This window comes from Streptomyces sp. NPDC018964 (assembly GCF_044390325.1).
Classification (GTDB): domain Bacteria; phylum Actinomycetota; class Actinomycetes; order Streptomycetales; family Streptomycetaceae; genus Streptomyces.
Map to the genome: position 1 here is coordinate 147,198 of NZ_JBIRYZ010000001.1, position 20,935 is coordinate 168,132.

The following is a 20,935-nucleotide window of genomic DNA, read 5'->3' on the forward strand; positions in this document are numbered from 1 at the left end:
CGTGACAGAAACGAAGCAGTTCGTGATCCGGGCCGCGGCCCGCAACAACGCCGAGTGGTGCGCCTCGATGAGCCGATCGCACGGTTTGGCGGGCGAGTTCGGGTCGCAGGCTTGGGCCGTCCCGTCCCGGCCGCCGCTGTACTACCCCGACGCGGTGACGCTGGTGCCGGGGACCGATGCCGCCGCGCTGGTGGACCGGATCGATACCGCCGCTCCCGGAGCCTGCGTCAAGGACAGCTTCGCCGACCTCGATCTGACGGGGGCCGGCTTCAAGGTGTTGTTCGACGCGCAGTGGATCCACCGCCCGGCGAGCGCGCCGACCACCTCACCGGATCTCGCCTGGGACGTGGTCAGCAGCCCGGACACGCTGCGGGCCTGGGCCCTTGCCTGGGATGGCGGGGACGGCAACGCGGACCTCTTCCGGCCCGAATTGCTTGATGACCCGGCCACGTCCGTGCTCGTCGGACGCTCCGCTGACGGCCTGGTGGCCGCTGGGGCGGTGGCGAGCCGCAACGACCATGTGGTCGGAATCTCCAATGTCTTCGCGGTGGAGGGCGGCGCTGACCGTGCCTGGCCGGTGGTGCTGGATGCGGTGCACCGGCTGTTCCCGACCCTGCCCGTGGTCGGCTATGAGCACGGCGCGGACCTGGATGCCGCCGTCCGCCATGGCTTCGAGGCGGTCGGTCCCCTGCGGGTCTGGCTGCACGGCCAGTAGTGCTTCGTCGGGTTCTGGGGCTGTCCGCGGCTTCTTCGAGGGCTGGGCAGGGGTTGTCCGCAGGTGGTGCAGGTACCGGTCCAGCACCTCAGCAGGTCCTGAAGAACGTCGAGGACCTGGTAGAGGGTCAGGCCGGCATCAGGGCTTCTGGGTCGAGCCGTCGGCGCGGAATGATGTCAAATCCGGAACCGGTCGTTGACGGTGCGTAGCGAATCGGTCTCCGGAGCCCCACTCTCTGGTCAATGGACCGCTACGGCGTCCGGGTGGGGGGTGGCGACGGTCGGTGGGCGGGGGCGCCAGGGCGCCGCCGCGTCGGTGCGCTCGCGACGTCGCGTCAAGGGCGGCCGACGACGAGGGGCGTGACCCGTATCCGAACACGGCCGAGAAGGCGGAGGTCGAGAGCGACTTCGGCGCCGCGGCCGCCCGTTCGGCGGGCGCTCCCCGCCGAAGTCGGCACGGCGGTCATGAGCATCGCCGCCCACAACGACGTCGTACCGGCGGCCGACGCCCCCTCGCCACGGCCCGCGGACCCGCTCGGCTCCTTCCTGCACGGGCTGCTCACCATGGACGGCCTCTTCGTCTCCGGTGGCCTGCGGGTCACGGGCACCGCCTCCGGCGTCACCTTGCTGCCGGGCTGCTGCAACGGCCTGGAGGAACGCGGCGACTGGTTCGACGTCCTCGACGGGAACGGCTGGGCCTCCTTCGGCCACGACCCGTCCCCGCTCGCCGAACGGCACGGCGACGTCGCCCGCCTGACCGTGGACGCCGACCGGGACGACAGTCCCGTGATCGAACTCACCACCGCCGACCTGAGACTCCTGCTCACCGGAGCGGAACGCGACCTGACCGAGTTCCTGGCCCTGACTGCCGCATGGGCCGCCCGGCAACTGCCGGACCACGCAGTCCCGGTGACGTCCGCCCTCGCCCGCGCCCTGCTCCTCCCCGCCCCCGGACGGCCGCCGTCGACGACGGCCAGGGTCCCGGACGGACAGGGGATGCCCCCGGCCTGAGGCCCTCTTCCGGGGAGCGGAGTCCACGGCCGCCCGTCGGACCATGATCGTACGGACCGAATCCGCTCACCGCGGGCGTTCTTCCGTCAGCGGAATCCTCACATGGGGAGGACAGGTGGTCCGTCGAGCGTCAGGTCCGCCCAGACGGTCTTCGTGTACGTGTCCCGCACCTCGCAGCCCCACCGTTCGGCGTACGCCGCGACGAGCAGCAGTCCACGCCCCGACGGGGCGTCGGGCGCCGCCGGTTCGGCCGCCGGGTCGCGGGGGCGGTCCTTCGGACGGGTGTCGGTCACCTCGACGCGGACGACGCCGTGCTCGGGCAGCGGCAGGAGTGTCAGCCGGAAGTCCCGTCCGGGGGTGCGGCCGTGGGTGACGGCGTTGGCCGCCAGCTCGGCCGTGACGAGGGCGACGGCCTGTGACGTCTCGGAGTCGTACGGGACGCCCCAGGCCGCGAGCTGCTGCACGGCGAGCCGGCGGGCGAGACGGGCGCCGCGTCCGGTGCTGCTGAGGCGGACGGTGAACTGCGGGACGCGGGTGGGCGGTTCGGTGGAGGCGTTCGGCGACTTCATGGAGTAACCGTCCCGTCACGCATACGGCCTGACGAGGTCGGACCTCCGTACCCGGCCACGCGGTACGACCGCCGTACGGATTCGTACGGCAGGTGTACGGGCCGGCACCCGTGGCCGGGACGGCTCGCCGCTCGTTGCCGTCACGACGGGCCATGGCACAGAACTGGGGCGCGATGAGCAGGATGACCCAGCTCACGATCTGCGTCAGGCAGAGGCCGGGCAGGGCGGCGCGGGGCCGCGACCGGTCCCCTGTTCCGGTCGCGGCCCCGTGCCTGGGAGTGCCCGGGCTGGTCACGAACCGCAGCAGCCGCCCGCCGCGGCCTGCTCGGGAGCCGCCCCGACCGCTGCGGGAGCGGCGAGCTGGATGAGCTGCGGCGCGGGCGCGCAGCAGCCGCCACCATCAGCCTCAGCGGCGTCCGGCCCATCGAACAGGCCGGCGCCGCCGCAGACTCCGGTCTCGGGCAGGGTGAGCTCGACGCGGTCGGCGGACTCGAGGTCGCCGGCGATCGCGGCGGCGACAGAGCGGACCTGCTCGTAGCCGGTCATCGCCAGGAACGTCGGGGCGCGGCCGTAGGACTTCATCCCGACCAGGTACACGCCCTGCTCGGGGTGGGAGAGCTCGCGGTGGCCGTGGGGGTAGACGGTGCCGCAGGAGTGCTGGTTGGGGTCGATCAGCGGCGCCAGCGCGACGGGCGCCTGGAGACGCTCGTCGAGACCCAGGCGCAGCTCGTCGAGGAAGGACAGATCCGGGCGGAAGCCGGTCAGGACGATGACCTCGTCGACCGGGTCCAGGCGGCGTCCGTCCTCGCCGGCCAGGATCAGGCGGCCGTCGCTGTCGCGCTCGATCGCCTCGGTGCGGAAGCCGGTGACCGCGTCCGCGTGGCCTTCGTCGACGGCGGCCTTCGCCGCGAGGCCCAGGGCGCCGCGGGCGGGGAGCTGGTCGGCGGTGCCGCCGCCGAAGGTGGAGCCGGAGATGCCCCGGCGCAGGATCCACACGCCCTTCGTGCCCGAGCCGTCGCCGGACTTGGCGAGGTCGGCGAGGTAGGCGAGGGCGGTGAAGGCGGAGGCGCCGGAGCCGATGACGGCGGTGCGCTTGCCTGCGTACCGGGCGCGGACGGCGGGGTCCTTCAGGTCCGGTACGCGGTAGGTGATCCGGCCTGCGGCGGCCTTCTCGCCGAGCGCGGGCAGACCGCTGCCGCCGGCAGGAGACGGCGTGGTCCAGGTGCCGGAGGCGTCGATGACCGCGCGGGCGAGCAGCCGTTCCTCGCGGCCGTCGGTGCAGGTGACGTGGACGACGAAGGACTGCTGCTCGCGGTCGGCGTCGACGATGCGGTCCCGTCCGGCCCGGGAGACACCGGTGACGGTGGCGCCGGTGCGGACGCGGTTGCCGAGAACGTCGGCGAGCGGCTGCAGGTAGAGGTCGGCCCAGTCGCCGCCGGAGGGGTAGGTCGCCGGGTCGGGCCGTGTCCAGCCGGTGGGAGCCAGCAGCTTCTCGGCGGCCGGGTCGACGACCTCGCCCCAGGTGGAGAACAGCCGCACGTGCGACCACTCGCGCACCGCCGCGCCGGCGGCCGGGCCGGCTTCGAGGACCAGCGGCTCGATGCCGCGCTCGAGGAGGTGGGCGGCAGCGGCCAGACCGACGGGTCCGGCGCCGATCACGATGACGGGCAGCTCGGTGATGGCGGGCGCGTTCACGGCGACTCCTTGCGTATTTCGACATCCGTCGATGACTTGCGCGACCCAGCATGGCACCTGCATCGACAGACGTCAACATAGACATTCATCGAAATCAGGGGGTTCGTTCATGGAGCACGTCGACGTCGCGGTGATCGGGGGCGGGCAGTCCGGCCTTGTCGCCGCCTGCGCCTTGCCGCGCGAGGGCCTTCGGCCGGTGGTGCTGGAGGCGTCCGGGACCGCGGCCGGATCCCGGCCTCGGTACTACGACAGCCTCACCCTGTTCTCCCCGGCCCGTTACAGCTCCCTGCCCGGGATGCCGTTCCCCGGCGGTCCGGACCGCCACCCGCACCGGGACGAGGTCGCCGCCTGCCTCACCAGCCATGCCGCCCGCCCGGAGGCGGACATCCGCACCGGGTCACCGGCGTCCAGCGCGGCGACGCCGGCTCCGCCCGCCACGTTGCCGCGCACCTACGGGGTCGGCGACCCTCGCCCCCTTGGTTCGACATGTGTCAACATAGACGCATGTCGAATGCGAAGGTGTTGCCGCTGCTCGAGCCCGCCGACGATCAGGGCGTGGCGCCGTGCTGCCCGCCGCTGACCGAGCGGCCGATGACCGCCGAGGAGGCCGAGACCGCGGCGCGGATGTTCAAGGCGCTGGGCGACCCGGTCCGCCTGCGTCTCTTCTCGGCCGTGGCCTCCCACGAGGGCGGCGAGGCGTGCGTGTGCGACATCTCCGACGTCGGCGTTTCCCAGCCCACGGTGTCCCACCACCTGAAGAAGCTCAAGGAGGCCGGGCTGCTCACTTCCGAGCGGCGCGGCACCTGGGTCTACTACCGGGTCGAGCCGTCCGTGCTGGCGGCGATGGGCAAGCTGCTGACCCTGCCGGCCGCGGCCTGACCGGGCCAGGACCAGGGCCAGGGGGAACGTCGTGGGAAGCGGATCCGTGAGCGCGGTGATCGTGCCACTGGCGCCGGACCACGCCGAGCAGGTGCCGGCCATCCACCAGGCGGGGATCGACGAGGGCGACGCCACCTTCGGGACCGCCGCGCCGGCCTGGCAGGCGTTCGATGCGGCGAAGCTGCCCGAGCACCGCTTCGCCGCCCTCGACGAGGACGGGGCGGTGCAGGTGGTGGCCGGCGGCGAGCCCTGCCTGGCCGCCGCCGACCACCACCACGTCCGTCTGCCGCGTCACGGGGCCGTCGTCACCGCGCCCGGCGCGAACTTCCGTCGCCATGCGAGCGCCACATGGACCAGGCCGATCAGCACCGGCACTTCGATGAGCGGGCCGACGACCCCGGACAGGGCCTGGCCTGAGGTGACACCGAAGGTGGCGACGGCGACCGCGATGGCCAGCTCGAAGTTGTTGCCCGCCGCCGTGAACGCGAGGGTCGCCGTGCGGTCGTAGGCGAGGCCGAGGCCCTTGCCGAGCAGGAACGTGCCGAAGAACATGACCGCGAAGTACACCAGCAGCGGCAGCGCGATGCGGATGACGTCGACCGGCTGGGAGGTGATCGTCTTTCCCTGCAGGGCGAAGAGGATGACGATCGTGAAGAGCAGGCCGTACAGCGCCCAGGGGCCGATCTTCGGCAGGAACTTCCGCTCGTAGTCGGCGCGGCCCAGCTTCTGCTCGCCGATGCGGCGGGTGAGGAAGCCGGCCAGCAGCGGGATGCCGAGGAAGACGACGACGTTCAGGGCGATGTGCCAGACCGAGACGTCCAGGCCCTGTCCGTCGCCGAGGTTCATCCACCGGGGCAGCAGGTCGAGGTAGAACCAGCCCAGCAGGCCGAACGCGAGGACCTGGAAGACGCTGTTGAGGGCGACCAGGACGGCGGCGGCCTCGCGGTCGCCGCAGGCGAGGTCGTTCCAGATGATGACCATGGCGATGCAGCGGGCCAGGCCGACGACGATCAGGCCGGTGCGGTACTCGGGCAGGTCCGGCAGGAAGATCCACGCCAGCGCGAACATGACCGCGGGGCCGACGATCCAGTTGATGACCAGCGAGGACACCATCAGCTTCTTGTCGCCGGTGACGCGGTCGAGCTTGTCGTAGCGGACCTTCGCCAGGACCGGGTACATCATCACGAGCAGGCCGAGCGCGATCGGCAGGGAGATCCCGCCGATCTCGATCTTCGCGAGCGCGTCGTTCATCCCCGGGATCAGGCGCCCCAGGCCCAAGCCGACGGCCATGGCGAGCAGGATCCACACCGCGAGGTAACGGTCGAGGGTGGAGAGCTTCTTGACGATCGAGTCGTCCGCACCGCCAGTCGGAGCGGGGGCGGTGGTGGTCCCGGTGGAGGTCACGGGCAGGCCCTCTTGTTCTCGGCGGCGGTGCGGGCGGAGGCGGCGAGTGCGGCGAACTGCTCGGACAGGCCGGCCAGGACCTCGGGCCTGAGCTTGTAGTAGGTGAAGCGACCGCACGGCTCGGTCTCCACGATCCCGGCCTCGCGCAGCACCTTCATGTGGTTGGACAAGTTGGTCTGCTTGGCCCCGGTCTCCTCGACCAGGTGCGTCGTGCAGAGCGTCTCGCGCGCGAGCAGGGTCACGATCTTCAGGCGGAGCGGATCGCCCAGCACCCGGATCACATCAGGATCGACTGAAGTCAGCATGCGCTGATACTGTCACATCATCGCTCGCTGATACCAGCGGGGGCTGAAGTCATCGGCGGCGGGGTTCCGCCATGCGACGAGAGAGAACGATCACCATGGCCGACAAGCCGTCCGTCCTGTTCGTCTGCGTCCACAACGCCGGACGCTCCCAGATGGCCGCCGCGTGGCTGACCCACCTGGCCGGGGACCGTGTCGAGGTCCGCTCCGCCGGCTCCGACCCGGGCGACCAGGTCAACCCGGCGGCCGTGGAGGCCATGGCCGAAGTGGGCGTCGACATCTCCCAGGAGACGCCGAAGATCCTCACCGTCGACGCGGTCCGCGAGTCGGATGTCTGCATCACCATGGGCTGCGGCGACACCTGCCCCGTCTTCCCCGGCAAGCGCTACCTGGACTGGAAGTTGGAGGACCCGGCCGGCCAGGGTGTCGAGGCCGTCCGCCCGATCCGCGACGAGATCAAAACCCTGGTGGAGGGCCTGATCGCCGAGATCGCCCCGGCGATGCCGGAGGCGACGGCGTGAGCGAGATACGCGAGGTCGTCATCATCGGCCCGGTCCCGCCGGATACACCGCCGCGCTCCGCACCGCCCGCGCCCAGCTGAAGCCCTGCTGTTCGGCAGCTCGATCCTCGTCGGCGGGTAGCTGACGACCACGACCGAGGTCGAGAACCCTCCCGGCTTCCCCGGGGGCGTCGACGGGCCGATCCCGATGGAGAACATGCGGGCCCGGGCCGAGAGGTTCGGCGCCGAGATGATCGACGACGACATCGTCGGGGTGGACCTCACCGGCGACGTCAAGCTGCTCACCGACTCCGCCGGCACCGTCCACCGCGCGAGGACGGTGACCACCGCCACCGGCTCCGGCCACCGCGAGCTCGGCCCGCCGAAGGAGGAAGAGCTGTCCGGCCGGGGCGGCGGGCGAGACGGGCAGGACGACCCAGCGGGAGTGCGGGACCACCGGCCGGCACGGGCCGGACGAGGAACGTCGGATGTGCGGCACACGGCTCGTGGTTCTGCCGGCCGGCGGCAACCTCGACGACGCCACCCGGCTCGCGCCCTGCTGGATGCCGTCGCGCCCGCCCATGGCAGCAAGCGCCGTCGCCGGGGGAGCGGAGACGGGGCGCGGTCTTGCGGTTGGGTCAGCGCGGCTCCGTCGGGCGGGCGCCTCGGAGGAACTGTGTCACCGCGGTGCCCACGAGTCCTTCGAGCCGTCCCGGCTCGATCATGCCGCTGTTGAGCAGGGACGTGATCCCCAGGACGGTGGCGTAGATGACGAGTCCGACGTCCGCCGGATCGCCCTCCTCCAACTCGCCCCGCGCCTGGCCTTCTTCGATCAGGTCGCTGATCTGCCCGAACGCGGCCGCGGCGGCCTCGGCGACCGCGGTCGCCCCCGGGCGGTGCTTGCTGGAGTTCATCAGCCCGGTCAGCGCGGCGTTCTCGGTCGCGAACCGGACGTAGGCCGACGCGAACGCGTGCAGGCGAGCGGGCAGGTCGTCCTCGTCGTCGATCTCGTCCACCGCGGCCCGCAGCCTCGCGCCCAGGCGGACGAAGCCCGACTCGGCGAGGGCGTCCAGCAGCGCGCGGCGGTCCGCGAAGTGCCGGCGGGGCGCCGCGTGACTCACGCCGATGTCCCGTGCCAAGTCCCGCAGGGAGAGTTGCTCGACCCCGTGCGCCCTCAGACTGCGCTCCGCCGCGTCGAGTAGCTCCGTGCGGAGATTCCCGTGGTGGTAGGGCCGCTGCTCGGTGGTGTCAGGCATGGGGTCAGCCTACTCACCACAATGTTTCCATTGACAACAATGTTTCCAGTGACTACTTTCGTGGCACCCACTCCCCCTGCCTCCCGAAAGGACCCGCACCTGTGATCCGTCCGCGGAAAGACCCACGGAAGAATCCTCGTGAGCCGGGCGAACTCGCCGTCGTCTCCGGTGCCTCGTCGGGCATCGGGGCCGCGACGGCGCAGGCCCTCGCCGCGATGGGCCACCACGTCCTCGCCGGGGTACGCACCGACGGCGAGGCCGACGCCGTCCGGGCCGACGGCATCGAACCGGTCACCTTGGACATCACCGTCCCGGAACACGTCCGGGCTCTGGCCCGGCGGATCGCCGACGACCCTGAACGACGCGCCCTGCGTGTCCTGGTCAACAACGCGGGGATCGAGATCAACGCCCCCGTCGAGGTGCTCCCCCTCGCCTTGTGGCGCGAGCAGTTCGAGGTGAACCTCTTCGGGCACATCGCCGTCATCCAGGCGCTCCTGCCCTTCCTGCGACGGAGCCGGGGCAGGATCGTCAACATCAGTTCCGTGGGCGGAGTGGCCGCGCTGCCCGTCTTCGGGGCGTACGCGGGAACCAAGTTCGCCCTCGAGGCGGCCAGCGACTCCCTGCGCCGCGAGGTCTCGGCGCACGGCGTGCAGGTGGTCGTCGTCCAGCCCGGCGGCGTCCGGACCGAGATGGCCGCCCGCAGCGGTGCCGTCTCCCTCGAACTCGCCGCCGGGATGAGCGCCGAGCACCAGCGTCTCTACGGCGGCCTCATCGACGCGACGGTGTCGTCGAACGCAGCCTTCCTCGAACGCGCCGTACCGGCGGCGAAGGCGGGGAACAAGATCGCCAGGGTGGCGACCACGCCCCGTCCGCGCGCCCGGTACACCCTCGGCACGGACGCCGCCTTCGTCATTCCCCTCGCCCGTTTCCTGCCGGCCCGGCTGATGGACGGCGTCCTCGCGATGAGCCACCGGTCCCGAACCCCGAAACCCGCGCCCACGCCCACTCCCTAGTCCGCAGGGAGTCCTTCAGGACCACGCTCGCCGACCGCATCGAACTGATCGAGCCGATGGGCCGCTACGCCGGCATGGCCGACCTCAAGGACTTCACCCGCCTCCCCTCCCCGTCCACAGCGACCCGGTGACCCTCGGCTTCTCCTCGGTCGTCGGCCTGCCGCCCATGACCGTGCCGCTCGACGAGTACGTCCAGGCGCCGGGCCGGGCCTTCGCCCCCTTCTCCGCCACCCACCACACCGTCACGGGTCACGTCGTCGAGTTCGACGGCGACCGCGCGGCCCTCCCTGCGCACGTCCGCGCCGAACACCGGGGGCCGGAGGAGCGGGCAGGCGGCGGGCCGGACCGGTGGCTGGTCGTCGGCTTCTACGACAACGAGGCCGTCCGGACACCGCACGGCTGGCGTCTCAGCAGCGTCAGGCTCACCGCCACGCACCAGGAGAACGCCCACCTGCCAGGGCCTGCCCCCGTCACATGAGCACGCCGGCCGGCCTTCGGCAGCAGCGGCCCGATCCGCTCCCCCAGCTCATCCGGCACGATCCATGGTGAAGACCTCGCGGCACACGCAACGCCCGACTCAGCTGTCAGGCACGACTGCCAGGACCGTGCACCTCATTGCGTTAGCCGTTCTTGACGTCGACGGGTGTGGGGGCACTCCTACCCGAGGAAGTCCTCGTGGGAGTCGTAGATGTTGTCCCTCGAAATGCTGTTCTTGTGGCCGCAACCTTCGCACTTCCAGATGTACTTGCTGTCGTCGAAGCCCGACTGCGTGTTCAGATGCTCGTTGCACCGGTCGCAGAACCAGTCGACATCCGGGAATCTTCCGCTCACTGCTCTGCTTCTCCCTGACTTCCTCAGACATCCATGACGCTCCGGTCGACCTGCCTGTGACGCCCTCCTGATCGACACGCGCAGGGAGCATTCGCCCAGCCGGACGCGAACGACGCGTACGAGAACAGTATCTTCTCCATGTACTGAGTTCACAAGGTGCTCAGCGATCTCATCGTCATCTGCTGTCTCTCTGTGGTATCTCGGCAGATGGGACGCGATACGGGTGAGAGCAGGGGCGCCACCTTGCCCCAATGCCCCCTGCAATCGACTTTCGCCTGGGGCTCAACGGAGCCTTCGTGGTGGTGGAGACGGAGGAGCACCGGCGCTTCGGACACGTGGAGTCGCAGGGCATCGGCATGGTGGTGGACGAGGTGGGCTCGGCCAGCCACCTCTGCCCGCGTCATGGGATGCTGCGGTCGCAGGCCCTCGACACCGAGCAGCCCGCACGCCTCATTGAACGTCCGGCAGGAGGGACAGCGACGTGAGCACCGATCGGGCAAAGAGCAGCAGCGAGCATCTGACCTGGATCAAGAGCAGCTACAGCGGATCAGGCGGCGGTGACTGCGTGGAAGTGGCCACCTCCCTGAGCGTCGTGTACGTACGGGACTCGAAGGCCGTCGGCGGTGGCCCCGTGCTGCGGGTCGGCCGGGACGGGTGGGCCGCGTTCGTGGCGCGCGCGGCCGGGTGACCCCGGAACATCCACGGACGGACAGACACCGGCATCAACCTGATGGGTGAAGACGTCAGCAAGGCAGAAGGGGATACACCGGGGTGCGTGTACGGAGGGCCGGCAGCAGCATCGAGGCCTCTGTCGACACGCGCTCTCACCCGGGAATCCGTGAGGGCCCGGCAGTTCCTCGCCGCGGGCGAGTGGCGCCTGTCCCCGGCTGACGCCGAGGCGGTAGTGGCTGTCCTCGCCCGCCTCACCGCCCCGCTCCCGACCCGGCGGGGCACAGCGGCGCGGACCAGGGCGACGGACCGCGACAGACGACTTCAACGCATACTCCGGACCACCGTCCACCACCTCGACGCCGGTGCCGTCAGCCCGTCTGCCGCCGCCCTCCTGGCCGCCGTCGCCCGCGCTCTGCTGCCCTGGCACGCGGCCCCGAACCCGCCCCTCGCGGCCGCGGCTCCGAGGTACGGCATCACGCCGGACACGACGGAACGCGCGGCACCGCCGACCGAAGCGGGCGAAGCCCTGCTCCCCGGCCTGACCGCGCTGTTCACCGCCCTCGCCGCGACGGACGCGCCCGGAGCCGTCCCGCTCACACCGCCGGTCGAGTCCTGGCAGGCCCGTCACGCGGGCAGATTCCGTCACTACACCCGACCCGCGCGGGATGTCTGGGCGGCCGAGACCGTCGGCTGCCCGGAGTGCGGGGGCAAGGACGGCCCGTGGACGGTGACCTGCGACTGGCACCGGGCCACGTTGGGCTGCCCGTGTGGGGCGGTGCTCCGTGAGCACGGCCCCGCCTTCTCCGAGATCTGGCTCGTCCTGCCGGACACCTGACCCGGCCCGCGGGCCGGTGCGTCGCGCGGGCGGCACCCTGCTCGGACAGACGGGGCGTCCGGCCGTCGGCCGCGTCATTAGCCGTTGGTCAGCAACTGGTCGATCCAGCTCGTCACCCGGTGCTTCACCGCGTGCCGGCGGTTGCAGTACTCGCGCCACCGGCGCTGCTCCAACGGGCGCTCGCACCACTTGCACATCTGCCTCACGGCGCCCATCCCATCATGCCGCGATCGCAGGGCGGCATGGAGCGAGGTCCGTTCCGAACGCCGGCCCGGCCGGCACCGAGCCGCCCGCGATTCCGCCGTGTTCCGCGGGGGCGGGTCCTCGCCGGGCGCGGTTGTACGGGGTTCTGTACGGCTGTTGTACGGGGCCGGGGCCGTACCCATGACGTCGCGGCTCGCGTTGAACAAGGTCCCGGCGGCGGGCTGAGCGTCGCTGCGGTACGAACGAGCGGGGTGCGGTGCGGGACGGAAGGGCGTGGGCATGAGCACGGTGCGGGAGACACGGAGTGGCCGGGCGGCGAAGGCGAAGGAGGAGGGCGGGGGTGATCTGCCGGGGGCGTGGGCGGCGTACGGGAGGCTGCTCCAGCATCTGCGGAAACGGGCCGGACTGAACCAGCAGCAGCTCGGGGAGGCCATCGACTACTCGATGGAGCAGGTCGCCTCGGTCGAGCAGGGGCGACGGCCGGCGAAGGCCGCGTTCACGCGGGCGGCGGACCGGGTGTTGGAGGCGGGGGGAGTTCTGGAGGTGCTCCAGGACGAGGTGGATCGGGCGAAACTGCCGCGCTTCTTCCGTAACTTCGCGCTGATTGAGGCGGAGGCGGTGAGCCGTTTCGACTATGAGCCCCTGCTCGTGCCAGGGCTGTTGCAGACGGAGGCGTACGCGCGGGCTCTGTTCTCCGGGCACTGCCCACCGCTGAACGAGGAGATCATCGACCAGCGTACGGAAGCACGGCTCGGGCGGCAGAAGCTGCTGGCACGAGTGCCGCTCCCAGAGTTGTCCTTCATCATCAATGAGGAGGCGCTACGGGATCCGGTGGGCAGCCCCGAGGTGATGCGTGCACAGTGGCAACGAGTACTCGAAGTAGCCGCGTTGCGGAACGTGGAGGTGCAGGTCATGCCCGCCCAGCGGGGCTTCCACCCTGGCAAGAACGGTGCGTTCGTAGTGGTGGAGACGCACGAGCACAAGCACCTCGCATACTTCGAGTCCCAAGGTGTCGGGTGCGTCGTCTCGGAGCCCACCGACGTCAGTACCTTCGCCTTGCGATATGGCAAGCTGCGATCGCAGGCCTTGAACGTCGAGGAGTCTGCGCGACTCATCGAGCGGATGGTGGGAGAGACATGAGCGTGGAGCGGATGGCCGAGCACGTGGACGGGCTGCACTGGTTCAAGAGCAGCTACAGCGGATCGGACGGCGGCAACTGCGTAGAGGTGGCCGCAGGTCTGGAAGCCGTGTACGTCCGGGACTCCAAGGTTGCGGGCGACGGACCGATGCTGCGAGTCGGCCGGGACGAGTGGGCGGCGTTCGTCGCGCTCACGGCGGGATAACGCCGACCAGGACTCCCGAGCGAACAACGGGCTGGTTCACGTCACTTGAGGTGACGTGAACCAGCCCGTTGTCATGCCACCGGCTCAGAAGAGGGCGCCCTCGGCGCCCTCACCGAAATCCGACCCACCTCGCGCAGCCACCTGTTCCTTGCGCTTCCGGACGGCCTCGGGGGAGGGCAGGGGCAGGTCGGGGTACTTCTCCCTGGCCTTCTTCTCCGTCACTCCCTTGTGCAGACCGAGGTGCACCTCGTCGGCGTACGCCTGGTGGTTCAACTGACGTAGACGGTCAATGATCTCGGTCCGAGCGAGCAGGCCGATGGTGTATCGGGTGCCCTGGTCGGTCTCGTGGAAACCGTGATCGAGGGTGAAGGTCTCGTGGGCTGGGTCCGCGGGCGAAGTGCGTCCGGTGTCATCCAAAAGATCGTGCCAGTTGTAGGCTTCAATAGTGGCTTTATCGATCTCCTCGTGGATCCGGCGAAGCCCGATGATGTCCTCATCTTGGCAGTCGGGATGGTGGACGAGGTTGTAGGTCTCGGTGAGACCCATTGCTCGACTGAGCATCAGCTCACGGCGGTAGGTATCTAGATATGCGCCAGCGGCACGGAGCCGTGCGGTGAGAGGAGGGCGGACCAGGGTTTCAAAGATGTCGGTGGGCGTGTAGCGAAGATCGCCCTTCATCGTAGAGGCGCGATCAATGGCCCACCAGTAGTGAGGAGAACTGGAAAGAACAGCAAGCAATGCAAAATCGTCGGACGCAAATACACAGAGCATGTGTGAAAATACCTGGCCAGTCGGCACCATCACAGGCATCACTGACTTGCTGGTACTGGCGACTACGATGCACTGAGACAGGTTAGCGATCGCGGTTTCCAAACCCGGTGCGCGCTCGGCATACTGCCACCATCGCTCACGACGAGCCTTCCTGTTGTTCTTGTCTCGTTCAGGCTTCACCTCTCGAAGGACCTGCCGATAAGCGTGGACATAGTCCTGAGCGGTCTCTAGAGACCAGTTCCGGAAGTTAATGATCCAGCGATCACTGGAATGGCGCAGATCGTTATTTACATCCTGACCGTTCAGAAACGGATACACCACAGAAGCATATTTATCGTCACTCTCGATCCATTCTCGAGCAACCGACTCGGCAAGAGTGAACCCCATACCATCCACTTTGCACCCGTTGAAGGAAGCACTCGAATTCCTCACCAAGCTCCTCCCCCAGGAATCCTCCCGAGTGACAGGGTTAAGAGATGTGGAGATACCGCGCGGTACCACCACGCCTCCCAATACTCGCTGAGCTTTGTCGGACAGAGAGTGGAAGCTAATCCAGACTGCACAATACTCGAGTTGCGCCGACCGAGCTGGCCAAGGTTCGCTCTTTACCGCTCTTCGGATCAGGCCACCCCCCTGCTGAACCTGATCCAATCCCACCTCTCTCGTGTCCCCCTGGGCAAGGGTGTTCGTTGCGATCAGACCAATCTGACCGACCTCATTCAGCAACGAACAGACCCGGAGCAAGAAATATGCCACCAAGTCAGCATTACCTCTCACTCCACCGGCGAGGTACTCAACGAGAGTTTCGCGATAACCCTCTCCCATGGCTCCAGTGATTTTACTACCTCCCAGGAAGGGGGGGTTTCCCACTATTGCGTCAAAGCCACCTCGACTACTGAAAACTTCAGGGAAAACCAACGGCCAATGCACTGGATGCCGTTCAAGCGCCTCACCTGGCAACTCTGCTGCCAACCACTCCCCCGCCGTAGCCCGTGCCTCACGCACCACGTCAGAGTCGTCCTCGACTCCGTCCTCCATGATTCGCTGGACGATCCACGCAGCACGCGGAAACAGATCTCTGACGCGCTCACCGCCGTCCTCCTCATACCAAGGCACCCGCCTCGAGGCGCAAGTAGCCAGCGCAGCCCCCGCAATCAGGTCACCCACCAACCGCAACCGCCGCGAGTGCCGGTTGACCTCCTCCAGCCGCTCCCGCTTCTTCTGGAGTGCCGGAAGGTCGACGCCCTTAATCGCGGTGATCGCCAGACGCTCGCTCGTCAGTTGGTCGACCAGCTCCCGTGCCTGCTCGGCCAGGACGTCGGTCTGCCCCTGCGGCTTCATGTGGACGGACTGGAGCTGTTCCATGGTGTGCACGCCCAGCAGCGAGTCACCGCACACCAGCCGGTCGTCCAGGAACGTGAAGGGCCGCTCCGGGTCCATCGACACCAGCCACAGCGACAGCTTGGCCATCTCCACGGCCATCGGGTTGATGTCCACGCCGTACAGGCAGTGCTCGATGATCTGGCGGCGGGCCTCGACCACCACCGGGTCCTGTTCGGCGTCGGCCGCCGTCACGGCGTCCACGGCGCGTCCGGCCCGGTAGACCATCGCGTCCGTGCGGCCCTCGTTCTCCCAGGCCTCGATGAGACGGTCACCCAGATAACGGCACGCCGCCACCAGGAACGCCGCCGAGCCCATCGCGATGTCCGCGACCTTCAGGTCCAGGATCTGGTCGGCCGACTTCAGGCGCCACTCCCCCGTGTCCGCCGTCTGGAGCGGGCCCGGCTCGTACACCAGGGGCTCCAGCGCGTGTAGCACGACCTCCTCCGCGAGGAAGCGGGGCGTGTAGTGCGTGCCCGTGTTCTTCCTCAGCGAGGACTCGGTCACGTAGAGCGCGCCGTTCGGGATGACCGTCGGCAGGCCGCGCAGGTCGTCGCGGAGGATGCCGACGAACGGGAGCAGCCGCTCCGTCAGCGCCGGGTCCTTCGTGACCGCGTTCAGGCGGCGACGGGCCTCGGCCGCGTCCTCCGTGCCCAGCGGGGCGAGCTTCTTCTCCAACTGGCCGGCCGTCGCCGGGGGCTTGGGGTCCTTCCACTTCTCGTGGACGGCCTTCGCCAGCGCCTTCGGCGAACCGCCCGCCTTCGCCGCCAGCGACTCCAGCTCCCGCAGCGGGACCTCGTGTTCCAGGCCCTCCGGGCCGATCAGGCCCACCATGTGCTCGGTGGCCCGGCGTCCGTCGAAGGACAGCAGGCCCTCGTACACGTAGCCGATCTGCTCGACGTCCAGCGCGCGGAAGCTGAGGGTGCGGACCTCGCGGTCCTTGCCCTTGCCGACGCGGACCTCCTGCACGGCCTGGAGCATGTGCAGGACGGTGCGGTCGTCGATGGGGAGGAGCGGGGTGGTGCGCTCCAGCCACGGGTACGTGTCCGGGTCGAAGATCGAGCCGTCGTAGGCGGGCAGGCGGAAGCCGGAGCCCGGGTGGTCCACTCCCCCGTGCACGGCGTGGAAGAGGGCGATGAGGCGGTGCCAGGCGGACGTCGTGTGTTCGAGGGACGTCTCGCCCTCCTCGTCCGCCCGTGCCTTCAGCTCGTCGCGCAGGAAGCGGGCGGAGTACGAGCGGGCGTACACCTCGTTGTCGGCCGGGAGCAGGCCGCGCTCCTCGGCGAAGAGGAGGAAGACGACGCGCATCATCACCGCGACCGCGCCGCGGTAGATCTCGCCCGCCGGCACCCCCGACGCGTGCAGTCCTGCCGCGCCGTTCTCGACGGCGCGCACGTCCGCGCGCCCGATCGCGTCGACGAGGAGTTCCACGGCCTGCCGGACCTGAACGCCCAGCGCCTCGGTGACGTCCTCGCCCGCCGCGAGGCTGGCCTTGAGCAGGCCGACCAGGGTCTCGGGCTCGTCGTACTCGAAGAAGCGGCGGCGGCTCAGCAGCGAGGCGAACGCGCGGACGACGTTGCGTTCCGCCGCCTCGTTCCAGCCGATGGAGTCGAAGACGGCAGTCGTCGTGACACCGCCGAGCGGGGCCCAGACCAGGCACCACCAGCGACCGTCCGTGACCAGGCCCAGCGGCACCCCGTGGTGGCGGAGCAGCCGCGCCAGACGGTCGGCCGGAGCGGCGGCCCAGTCGCCGCCACCGCCCGCCCGCGCGGTGGGCGCGGTGCCGGCCGGGACGGTGACGCCGAGGAGCCGTACGCGCTTGGCGGCCGATTCCACGTCGGGCTCGGCGGCGAGGTCGGCGCCCGGTTCGACCAGCGCGAAGTCGGGGCGGACCTCGGTGTTGTGCTCCGCCACGCGCAGGGTGAGGCGGTCCAGGCCGTGGTGCTCGGACTCGCCCGCGCGGAAGGTGAGGGCGTCGTCCCAGCCGAGCAGACGGCGCAGGACGTACGCCACCCACGCGTCGCGTCCGGCGACGGTGTCGGTCTGCCAGTCGGCGTGGTGGGCGCGCAGGCGGGCGCGCTCGTCCTTCTCCAGGGCGTCGAGCTGGGGCCAGGCGCGCAGCAGGACGGGCATGGTGAGGAAGGGGCCGGAGACCTCGGTGAGGTCCAGCCACTCCTGGTGCTGCCGGCGGCCGTCGGCGGCCTGGGCCTTGGCGGCGGCTACTCCACGGCTCATGGGGCGGCGGGGGCTCATCGGCGGGCTTCCTTTGCGGGGACGACGAAGACGACGGCGGCGGGGAAGAGGTGCGAGCGGGGTTCGCGGTAGCGGGCGGCGATGGCGGCGAGTTCGCGCTCGCGCTCGGCGGGGAGGCCTTCGAGGCGGTGCTGCCAGCGCTGGCGGTCCTCCTCGAACTGGCGGCGTTCGTGGCCGGTCAGTTCGTGGGTGGTGAGGAGGGCGAGCTGTTCGCCCTCGCCGTCGCCCTCCTCCTTGAGCTTGGTGCGCAGGGTGTTCTCGAAGCGGTCGAGGGTGGCGGTGATGCGGCGCTCCTCCTCGGCCCGGCGGTCGGCGAGGCGGCCCTCCAACTGGCGGCCGCGTTCGGTGGCGCGTGCCCTGAGGGAGTCGTACAGCGGCTGCTGGAGTCTCGGCCAGGCCTCCGTGAGTTCCCTGCGCAGGTGCGGGGCGGCCTCCGTGCCCTGGGTGAGGGCCTGGGAGAGGACCCGGCCCTGCTCGCCCACCGACTCCCAGCGGCGGAAGCGGCCCGTGTCGCCGAACCAGCCGCCCGCGTACAGGACTTCCTCGTGCAGGCGGGTGCCGTCCGTACCGACGAGGACGTAACGGGCGTACGCGGAGACGAGGGTCGTGGTGACGGCGGGGTCGTCGGTGACGACGGCGGTGACGCGGCTCAGGCCGACCGAGTCGGCGTTCCAGACGGCCGCGGTGAGCAGGCGTGTGGAGAGGGCGACGAGGGGGTGCTTGAGGTGGGCGAGGACCACGTCGTCCCTGCCCTGCGCGGCGACCTGCGGGGAGAAGGTGAGCGGGCGCTGCTCGCCCTCGCGGAGCTTGTGCGCGAGACCGCGGGTGGCCCGCTCCCAACTGCCGGACAGGGGCTGGACGTCGAAGAGGTCGCCCGGTTCGAAGTCCTCGGCGCGGACCGTGGACGGCAGCAGCGGCGGCTGGTGGTCGAGGGCCAGGGCCGTGTCGACGACGCGCTTGATGTTGACCGGGGTGAGGCCCAGCGTGCCGACCGTCTCCTCGTACTGGTCGGCGAGCCGCTTCGTCTGCGCGGTGACGTTCTGCTCGGGGGCGACGTCGCCGCCCGTGCGACGGCCCTTGATGGGCTTCGGCCTGGCGTTCTCGATGTCGACGGGGGCGGTGTCGCCGGTCATGCGGCGCTGTACGGCGTCGGCGAGGACGGCGTTGACGGAGCCCAGGTCGTGCTCCATGCGGGCGACCTTCTTGGCGACGCGGGAGAGGAACTCCAGGTCGGCCTCGTAGGAGCCGGCCTGCGCCTGCTGCCAGCCGGAGCCGATGAAGTGGAAGATCTCCGGGTCCTTCTTCTGGCCCCAGCGGTCGATGCGGCCGATGCGCTGTTCGAGCTTGTTGGGGTTGAAGGGGATGTCGTAGTTGATCAGGCGGTGGCAGTGGTTCTGGAGGTCGATGCCCTCGCCGGCGGCGTCGGTGGCGAGGAGGATGCGGACCTTGCCCTCGGGACGGGACGGTTCGGTCTGGAAGCCGAGGCGGATGCGCTCGCGCTCCTCGGCGGAGAGGCCGCCGTGCAGGCGCTCGACGCGGCCGCCGTCGGTGAGTTCCTCCGCCTGGAGGAGGTCGTGGAGCCATTCCTGGGTGTCGCGGTACTCGGTGAAGACCACGACCCGTTCGTTGGTCCAGTGCCTGCCGTCGGACGTGCGGCAGATGGCCTTGATCTCGCGGATCAGGGCCTCCGCCTTGGAGTCGGGGGCCGCCTCGTGGGTGAGGGCCCAGCGCTCCATCTCCTGGAGCAGGTCCAGTTCCTGGCCGTCCTCGGCCGGGGTGAGGGAGGTGGAGCGGGTCAGGGCGTCGTCCTCGGCGTCGACCAGGCCCGTGTCGTCGAGGTCGGCGACCAGGTCGGCGAACTCCTCCAGCCACTCGGGGACCTCGGCGGCGGCCGAACGTCCGCGGGCGGGGCCGCCGGTGTCCTCCAGATGGGAGAGGTACACCTGGACGGTGTGCAGGAAGGCGGCCGGGGAGGAGAAGAGGCGCTTCTTCAGCAGCAGGGTCACCAGGTCGGCGGCGCGGCGGCCGCCCCGCGCCTTCGGGGTGAGCTTCTTGCGGCGCAGTTCGGCGAACGAGCCGAGCAGCTCGTGGATCGCGCGCTCCTGCTGCGTGTAGTCGACGGAGAGCTCGCGGGTGACGCGGGTGCGGAAGCGGGGCGTGCCGTCGGCGTTGGTGACCGTCGACTTCAGACGGCGTACGACGGTGTCCTTCAGCGCCTCCTTGTCGGGGTCGACGCCGCGCGCGAAACGCTGGTCGTCGATGAGTTCGAGGAGGGCCGTGTACGACTCGGGGTAGCCGTTGTGCGGGGTGGCGGAGAGGAAGAGGCGGTGCTCGAAGTGCGGGACGAGGCGCCGGATCAGCTTGGTCTGCTGGGAGTCGACCGCGTACACCTGCTTGGGCGCGGCGGGGGCGACGTGGTGGGCCTCGTCGAGGACGAGGAGGTCGAAGAAGCGCTTGTGCTCACCGTCGGGGCTCTCCTCGGGGGCGCCGATGACCTCGTCGAGGAGGCGCTGGGCCTTCTGGCCGCGCAGCCAGGGCAGGGAGACGATGGTGAGCGGGTGCACGCGGAACGGGTTGGCCGCCGTGCCGTGGGTGCGGCGCAGGCGGGCGCAGTGCTCGGAGTCGACGATGGTGAACTCCAGGCCGAACTTCTCGGCCATCTCGTCGCGCCACTTGAGGGTGAGGCCGGCCGGGCAGACGACCATGGTGCGGCGGGCCCGGCCGCGCAGCAGCAGCTCCTGGACGACGAGTCCGGCCTCGATGGTCTTGCCGAGGCCGACGTCGTCGGCGAGGAGGAGGTTGACGCGGGGCGCGCCGACGGCGCGGGAGACCGGCTCCAGCTGGTACGGCTCGACGGCGACGCCGGAGCGGAACGGGGCCTGGAGGGTCTTGGCGTCGGCGGAGGCCACGGCGGACCAGCGGACGGCGTCGAGGAAGGCGGCGAGGCGGTTCGGGGAGTCGTAGGCGCCCGTGGAGGCGTCGGGGAGGGAGCCGGCGGGCAGGACGCGGCGGCCGGGCTCGACCTCCCAGATGACGGAGAGGGTGTCGCCGAAGCGGCCGTCGGCGACGGACTGGAGGTGGACGAGGGTGGCGGGCCTGCGCTCCTCCGCGCCGTCCTGGGCGGGCGGCGAGGGTTCGACACGGGCGACCACCCAGGACTGGCCGCGCACCTCGACGAGGTTGCCCTCCTCGGGGAGCCGCTCGGCCCCCGTCCGCTCGGTCTCGCGCTGGGCTGCTGGCGTCATGGGCGCTGTTCCCCTCGGGTGTCTCCTGCGGCCGTCCGTAGACAGTGTCCTGTCTCCCC

21 protein-coding genes and 1 pseudogene are annotated in these 20,935 nt (G+C 70.3%); 13 read left to right on the forward strand and 9 right to left on the reverse strand.

All coding sequences use genetic code 11. From position 1 onward, the window contains the following. Position 1 precedes the first annotated feature (1 nt). Entirely contained in the window at positions 2 to 715 is a 714-nt protein-coding gene (locus tag ACH5AO_RS00570) for a hypothetical protein (RefSeq protein ID WP_398920283.1), read from the forward strand. Between the two features lie 464 nt (positions 716 to 1,179). Next, on the forward strand, positions 1,180 to 1,725 hold the full coding sequence (locus ACH5AO_RS00575; RefSeq protein WP_398920286.1) for a hypothetical protein: 546 nt from the start codon (positions 1,180 to 1,182) through the stop codon (positions 1,723 to 1,725). A gap of 98 nt (positions 1,726 to 1,823) precedes the next feature. On the opposite strand, the gene ACH5AO_RS00580 is transcribed toward ACH5AO_RS00575, so the two are convergent. Beyond that, positions 1,824 to 2,294 carry an ATP-binding protein gene (locus ACH5AO_RS00580; RefSeq protein WP_398920288.1) on the reverse strand — a complete coding sequence of 157 codons (471 nt, stop codon included), beginning with the start codon at positions 2,292 to 2,294 and terminating at the stop codon, positions 1,824 to 1,826. 291 nt (positions 2,295 to 2,585) lie between these two features. After that, positions 2,586 to 3,989, reverse strand: a complete 1,404-nt coding sequence (locus ACH5AO_RS00585) for an FAD-dependent oxidoreductase (protein ID WP_398920290.1) — start codon at positions 3,987 to 3,989, stop codon at positions 2,586 to 2,588. A 109-nt stretch (positions 3,990 to 4,098) separates the two neighbouring features. Between ACH5AO_RS00585 and ACH5AO_RS00590 the strand changes: the two genes are divergently transcribed. After that, a complete protein-coding gene (locus ACH5AO_RS00590; protein WP_398920292.1) occupies positions 4,099 to 4,569 on the forward strand; it encodes an NAD(P)-binding protein in 471 nt (156 codons plus the stop codon). After that, positions 4,494 to 4,868: an ArsR/SmtB family transcription factor gene (locus ACH5AO_RS00595; protein ID WP_398920294.1), complete on the forward strand. Its 375-nt coding sequence runs from the start codon at positions 4,494 to 4,496 to the stop codon at positions 4,866 to 4,868. Before ACH5AO_RS00590 ends, ACH5AO_RS00595 begins: the two co-directional genes overlap by 76 nt. Positions 4,869 to 5,159: 291 nt before the next feature. On the opposite strand, the gene arsB is transcribed toward ACH5AO_RS00595, so the two are convergent. Both arsB and ACH5AO_RS00605 read right to left on the reverse strand, forming a co-directional pair. Beyond that, a complete protein-coding gene (gene arsB, locus ACH5AO_RS00600; RefSeq protein ID WP_398920296.1) occupies positions 5,160 to 6,272 on the reverse strand; it encodes an ACR3 family arsenite efflux transporter in 1,113 nt (370 codons plus the stop codon). After that, on the reverse strand, positions 6,269 to 6,577 hold the full coding sequence (locus ACH5AO_RS00605; protein WP_398920297.1) for an ArsR/SmtB family transcription factor: 309 nt from the start codon (positions 6,575 to 6,577) through the stop codon (positions 6,269 to 6,271). Before ACH5AO_RS00605 ends, arsB begins: the two co-directional genes overlap by 4 nt. 95 nt (positions 6,578 to 6,672) lie before the next feature. Between ACH5AO_RS00605 and ACH5AO_RS00610 the strand changes: the two genes are divergently transcribed. Then, the gene (locus tag ACH5AO_RS00610) at positions 6,673 to 7,095 is read left to right on the forward strand and encodes an arsenate reductase ArsC (protein ID WP_398921060.1); all 423 of its coding nucleotides are present in this window, start codon (positions 6,673 to 6,675) and stop codon (positions 7,093 to 7,095) included. Continuing rightward, positions 7,092 to 7,485, forward strand: a pseudogene (locus ACH5AO_RS00615) (NAD(P)/FAD-dependent oxidoreductase); the annotation flags it as partial. The gene ACH5AO_RS00610 and the pseudogene ACH5AO_RS00615, both read left to right, overlap by 4 nt. Positions 7,486 to 7,711: 226 nt before the next feature. Here ACH5AO_RS00615 and ACH5AO_RS00620 read toward each other — a convergent pair. Next, a complete protein-coding gene (locus ACH5AO_RS00620) occupies positions 7,712 to 8,329 on the reverse strand; it encodes a TetR/AcrR family transcriptional regulator (protein ID WP_398920299.1) in 618 nt (205 codons plus the stop codon). Between the two features lie 101 nt (positions 8,330 to 8,430). Between ACH5AO_RS00620 and ACH5AO_RS00625 the strand changes: the two genes are divergently transcribed. Together ACH5AO_RS00625 and ACH5AO_RS00630 are read left to right on the forward strand one after the other, a co-directional pair. Further along, positions 8,431 to 9,342, forward strand: coding sequence for an SDR family NAD(P)-dependent oxidoreductase (locus ACH5AO_RS00625; protein ID WP_398920301.1), 912 nt, complete (start codon positions 8,431 to 8,433; stop codon positions 9,340 to 9,342). Positions 9,343 to 9,469: 127 nt separating this feature from the next. Further along, positions 9,470 to 9,820, forward strand: a complete 351-nt coding sequence (locus ACH5AO_RS00630; protein ID WP_398920303.1) for a nuclear transport factor 2 family protein — start codon at positions 9,470 to 9,472, stop codon at positions 9,818 to 9,820. A 179-nt stretch (positions 9,821 to 9,999) separates the two neighbouring features. On the opposite strand, the gene ACH5AO_RS00635 is transcribed toward ACH5AO_RS00630, so the two are convergent. Continuing rightward, positions 10,000 to 10,173 (reverse strand): Sec23/Sec24 zinc finger-containing protein, encoded by a 174-nt coding sequence (locus ACH5AO_RS00635; protein ID WP_398920305.1) that lies wholly within the window; start codon positions 10,171 to 10,173, stop codon positions 10,000 to 10,002. A gap of 251 nt (positions 10,174 to 10,424) precedes the next feature. On the opposite strand from ACH5AO_RS00635, the gene ACH5AO_RS00640 reads away from it, so the two are divergent. The 3 genes from ACH5AO_RS00640 (at position 10,425) to ACH5AO_RS00650 (ending at position 11,680) form a co-directional block, all read left to right on the forward strand. Beyond that, the gene (locus tag ACH5AO_RS00640) at positions 10,425 to 10,658 is read left to right on the forward strand and encodes a hypothetical protein (RefSeq protein ID WP_398920306.1); all 234 of its coding nucleotides are present in this window, start codon (positions 10,425 to 10,427) and stop codon (positions 10,656 to 10,658) included. After that, on the forward strand, positions 10,655 to 10,861 hold the full coding sequence (locus ACH5AO_RS00645) for a DUF397 domain-containing protein (protein WP_398920308.1): 207 nt from the start codon (positions 10,655 to 10,657) through the stop codon (positions 10,859 to 10,861). Before ACH5AO_RS00640 ends, ACH5AO_RS00645 begins: the two co-directional genes overlap by 4 nt. A 150-nt stretch (positions 10,862 to 11,011) precedes the next feature. Further along, positions 11,012 to 11,680, forward strand: coding sequence for a hypothetical protein (locus tag ACH5AO_RS00650; RefSeq protein WP_398920310.1), 669 nt, complete (start codon positions 11,012 to 11,014; stop codon positions 11,678 to 11,680). A 77-nt stretch (positions 11,681 to 11,757) separates the two neighbouring features. Here the strand turns inward: ACH5AO_RS00650 and ACH5AO_RS00655 are convergent, their stop codons facing one another. Continuing rightward, positions 11,758 to 11,886 (reverse strand): hypothetical protein, encoded by a 129-nt coding sequence (locus ACH5AO_RS00655; RefSeq protein WP_398920313.1) that lies wholly within the window; start codon positions 11,884 to 11,886, stop codon positions 11,758 to 11,760. A gap of 277 nt (positions 11,887 to 12,163) precedes the next feature. Between ACH5AO_RS00655 and ACH5AO_RS00660 the strand changes: the two genes are divergently transcribed. Continuing rightward, entirely contained in the window at positions 12,164 to 13,024 is an 861-nt protein-coding gene (locus ACH5AO_RS00660) for a helix-turn-helix domain-containing protein (protein WP_398920315.1), read from the forward strand. Beyond that, positions 13,021 to 13,227 carry a DUF397 domain-containing protein gene (locus ACH5AO_RS00665; RefSeq protein ID WP_398920317.1) on the forward strand — a complete coding sequence of 69 codons (207 nt, stop codon included), beginning with the start codon at positions 13,021 to 13,023 and terminating at the stop codon, positions 13,225 to 13,227. The genes ACH5AO_RS00660 and ACH5AO_RS00665 overlap by 4 nt, the downstream gene beginning before the upstream one ends. An 84-nt stretch (positions 13,228 to 13,311) precedes the next feature. On the opposite strand, the gene ACH5AO_RS00670 is transcribed toward ACH5AO_RS00665, so the two are convergent. After that, complete coding sequence (locus tag ACH5AO_RS00670) at positions 13,312 to 17,631, reverse strand: Eco57I restriction-modification methylase domain-containing protein (RefSeq protein ID WP_398920319.1); 4,320 nt, start codon at positions 17,629 to 17,631, stop codon at positions 13,312 to 13,314. Next, complete coding sequence (gene drmD / locus ACH5AO_RS00675) at positions 17,628 to 20,876, reverse strand: DISARM system SNF2-like helicase DrmD (RefSeq protein ID WP_398920321.1); 3,249 nt, start codon at positions 20,874 to 20,876, stop codon at positions 17,628 to 17,630. The genes ACH5AO_RS00670 and drmD overlap by 4 nt, the downstream gene beginning before the upstream one ends. Positions 20,877 to 20,935 lie beyond the last annotated feature (59 nt).

Coding starts and splice junctions, on each gene's coding strand:
- ACH5AO_RS00665 (WP_398920317.1), top strand. CDS start 13,021: ATGAGCGTGGAGCGGATGGCCGAGCACGTGGACGGGCTGCACTGGTTC.
- ACH5AO_RS00640 (WP_398920306.1), top strand. CDS start 10,425: ATGCCCCCTGCAATCGACTTTCGCCTGGGGCTCAACGGAGCCTTCGTG.
- ACH5AO_RS00575 (WP_398920286.1), top strand. CDS start 1,180: ATGAGCATCGCCGCCCACAACGACGTCGTACCGGCGGCCGACGCCCCC.
- ACH5AO_RS00595 (WP_398920294.1), top strand. CDS start 4,494: ATGTCGAATGCGAAGGTGTTGCCGCTGCTCGAGCCCGCCGACGATCAG.
- ACH5AO_RS00620 (WP_398920299.1), bottom strand. CDS start 8,329: ATGCCTGACACCACCGAGCAGCGGCCCTACCACCACGGGAATCTCCGC.
- drmD (WP_398920321.1), bottom strand. CDS start 20,876: ATGACGCCAGCAGCCCAGCGCGAGACCGAGCGGACGGGGGCCGAGCGG.
- ACH5AO_RS00580 (WP_398920288.1), bottom strand. CDS start 2,294: ATGAAGTCGCCGAACGCCTCCACCGAACCGCCCACCCGCGTCCCGCAG.
- ACH5AO_RS00610 (WP_398921060.1), top strand. CDS start 6,673: ATGGCCGACAAGCCGTCCGTCCTGTTCGTCTGCGTCCACAACGCCGGA.
- ACH5AO_RS00660 (WP_398920315.1), top strand. CDS start 12,164: ATGAGCACGGTGCGGGAGACACGGAGTGGCCGGGCGGCGAAGGCGAAG.
- ACH5AO_RS00605 (WP_398920297.1), bottom strand. CDS start 6,577: ATGCTGACTTCAGTCGATCCTGATGTGATCCGGGTGCTGGGCGATCCG.
- ACH5AO_RS00670 (WP_398920319.1), bottom strand. CDS start 17,631: ATGAGCCCCCGCCGCCCCATGAGCCGTGGAGTAGCCGCCGCCAAGGCC.
- ACH5AO_RS00590 (WP_398920292.1), top strand. CDS start 4,099: ATGGAGCACGTCGACGTCGCGGTGATCGGGGGCGGGCAGTCCGGCCTT.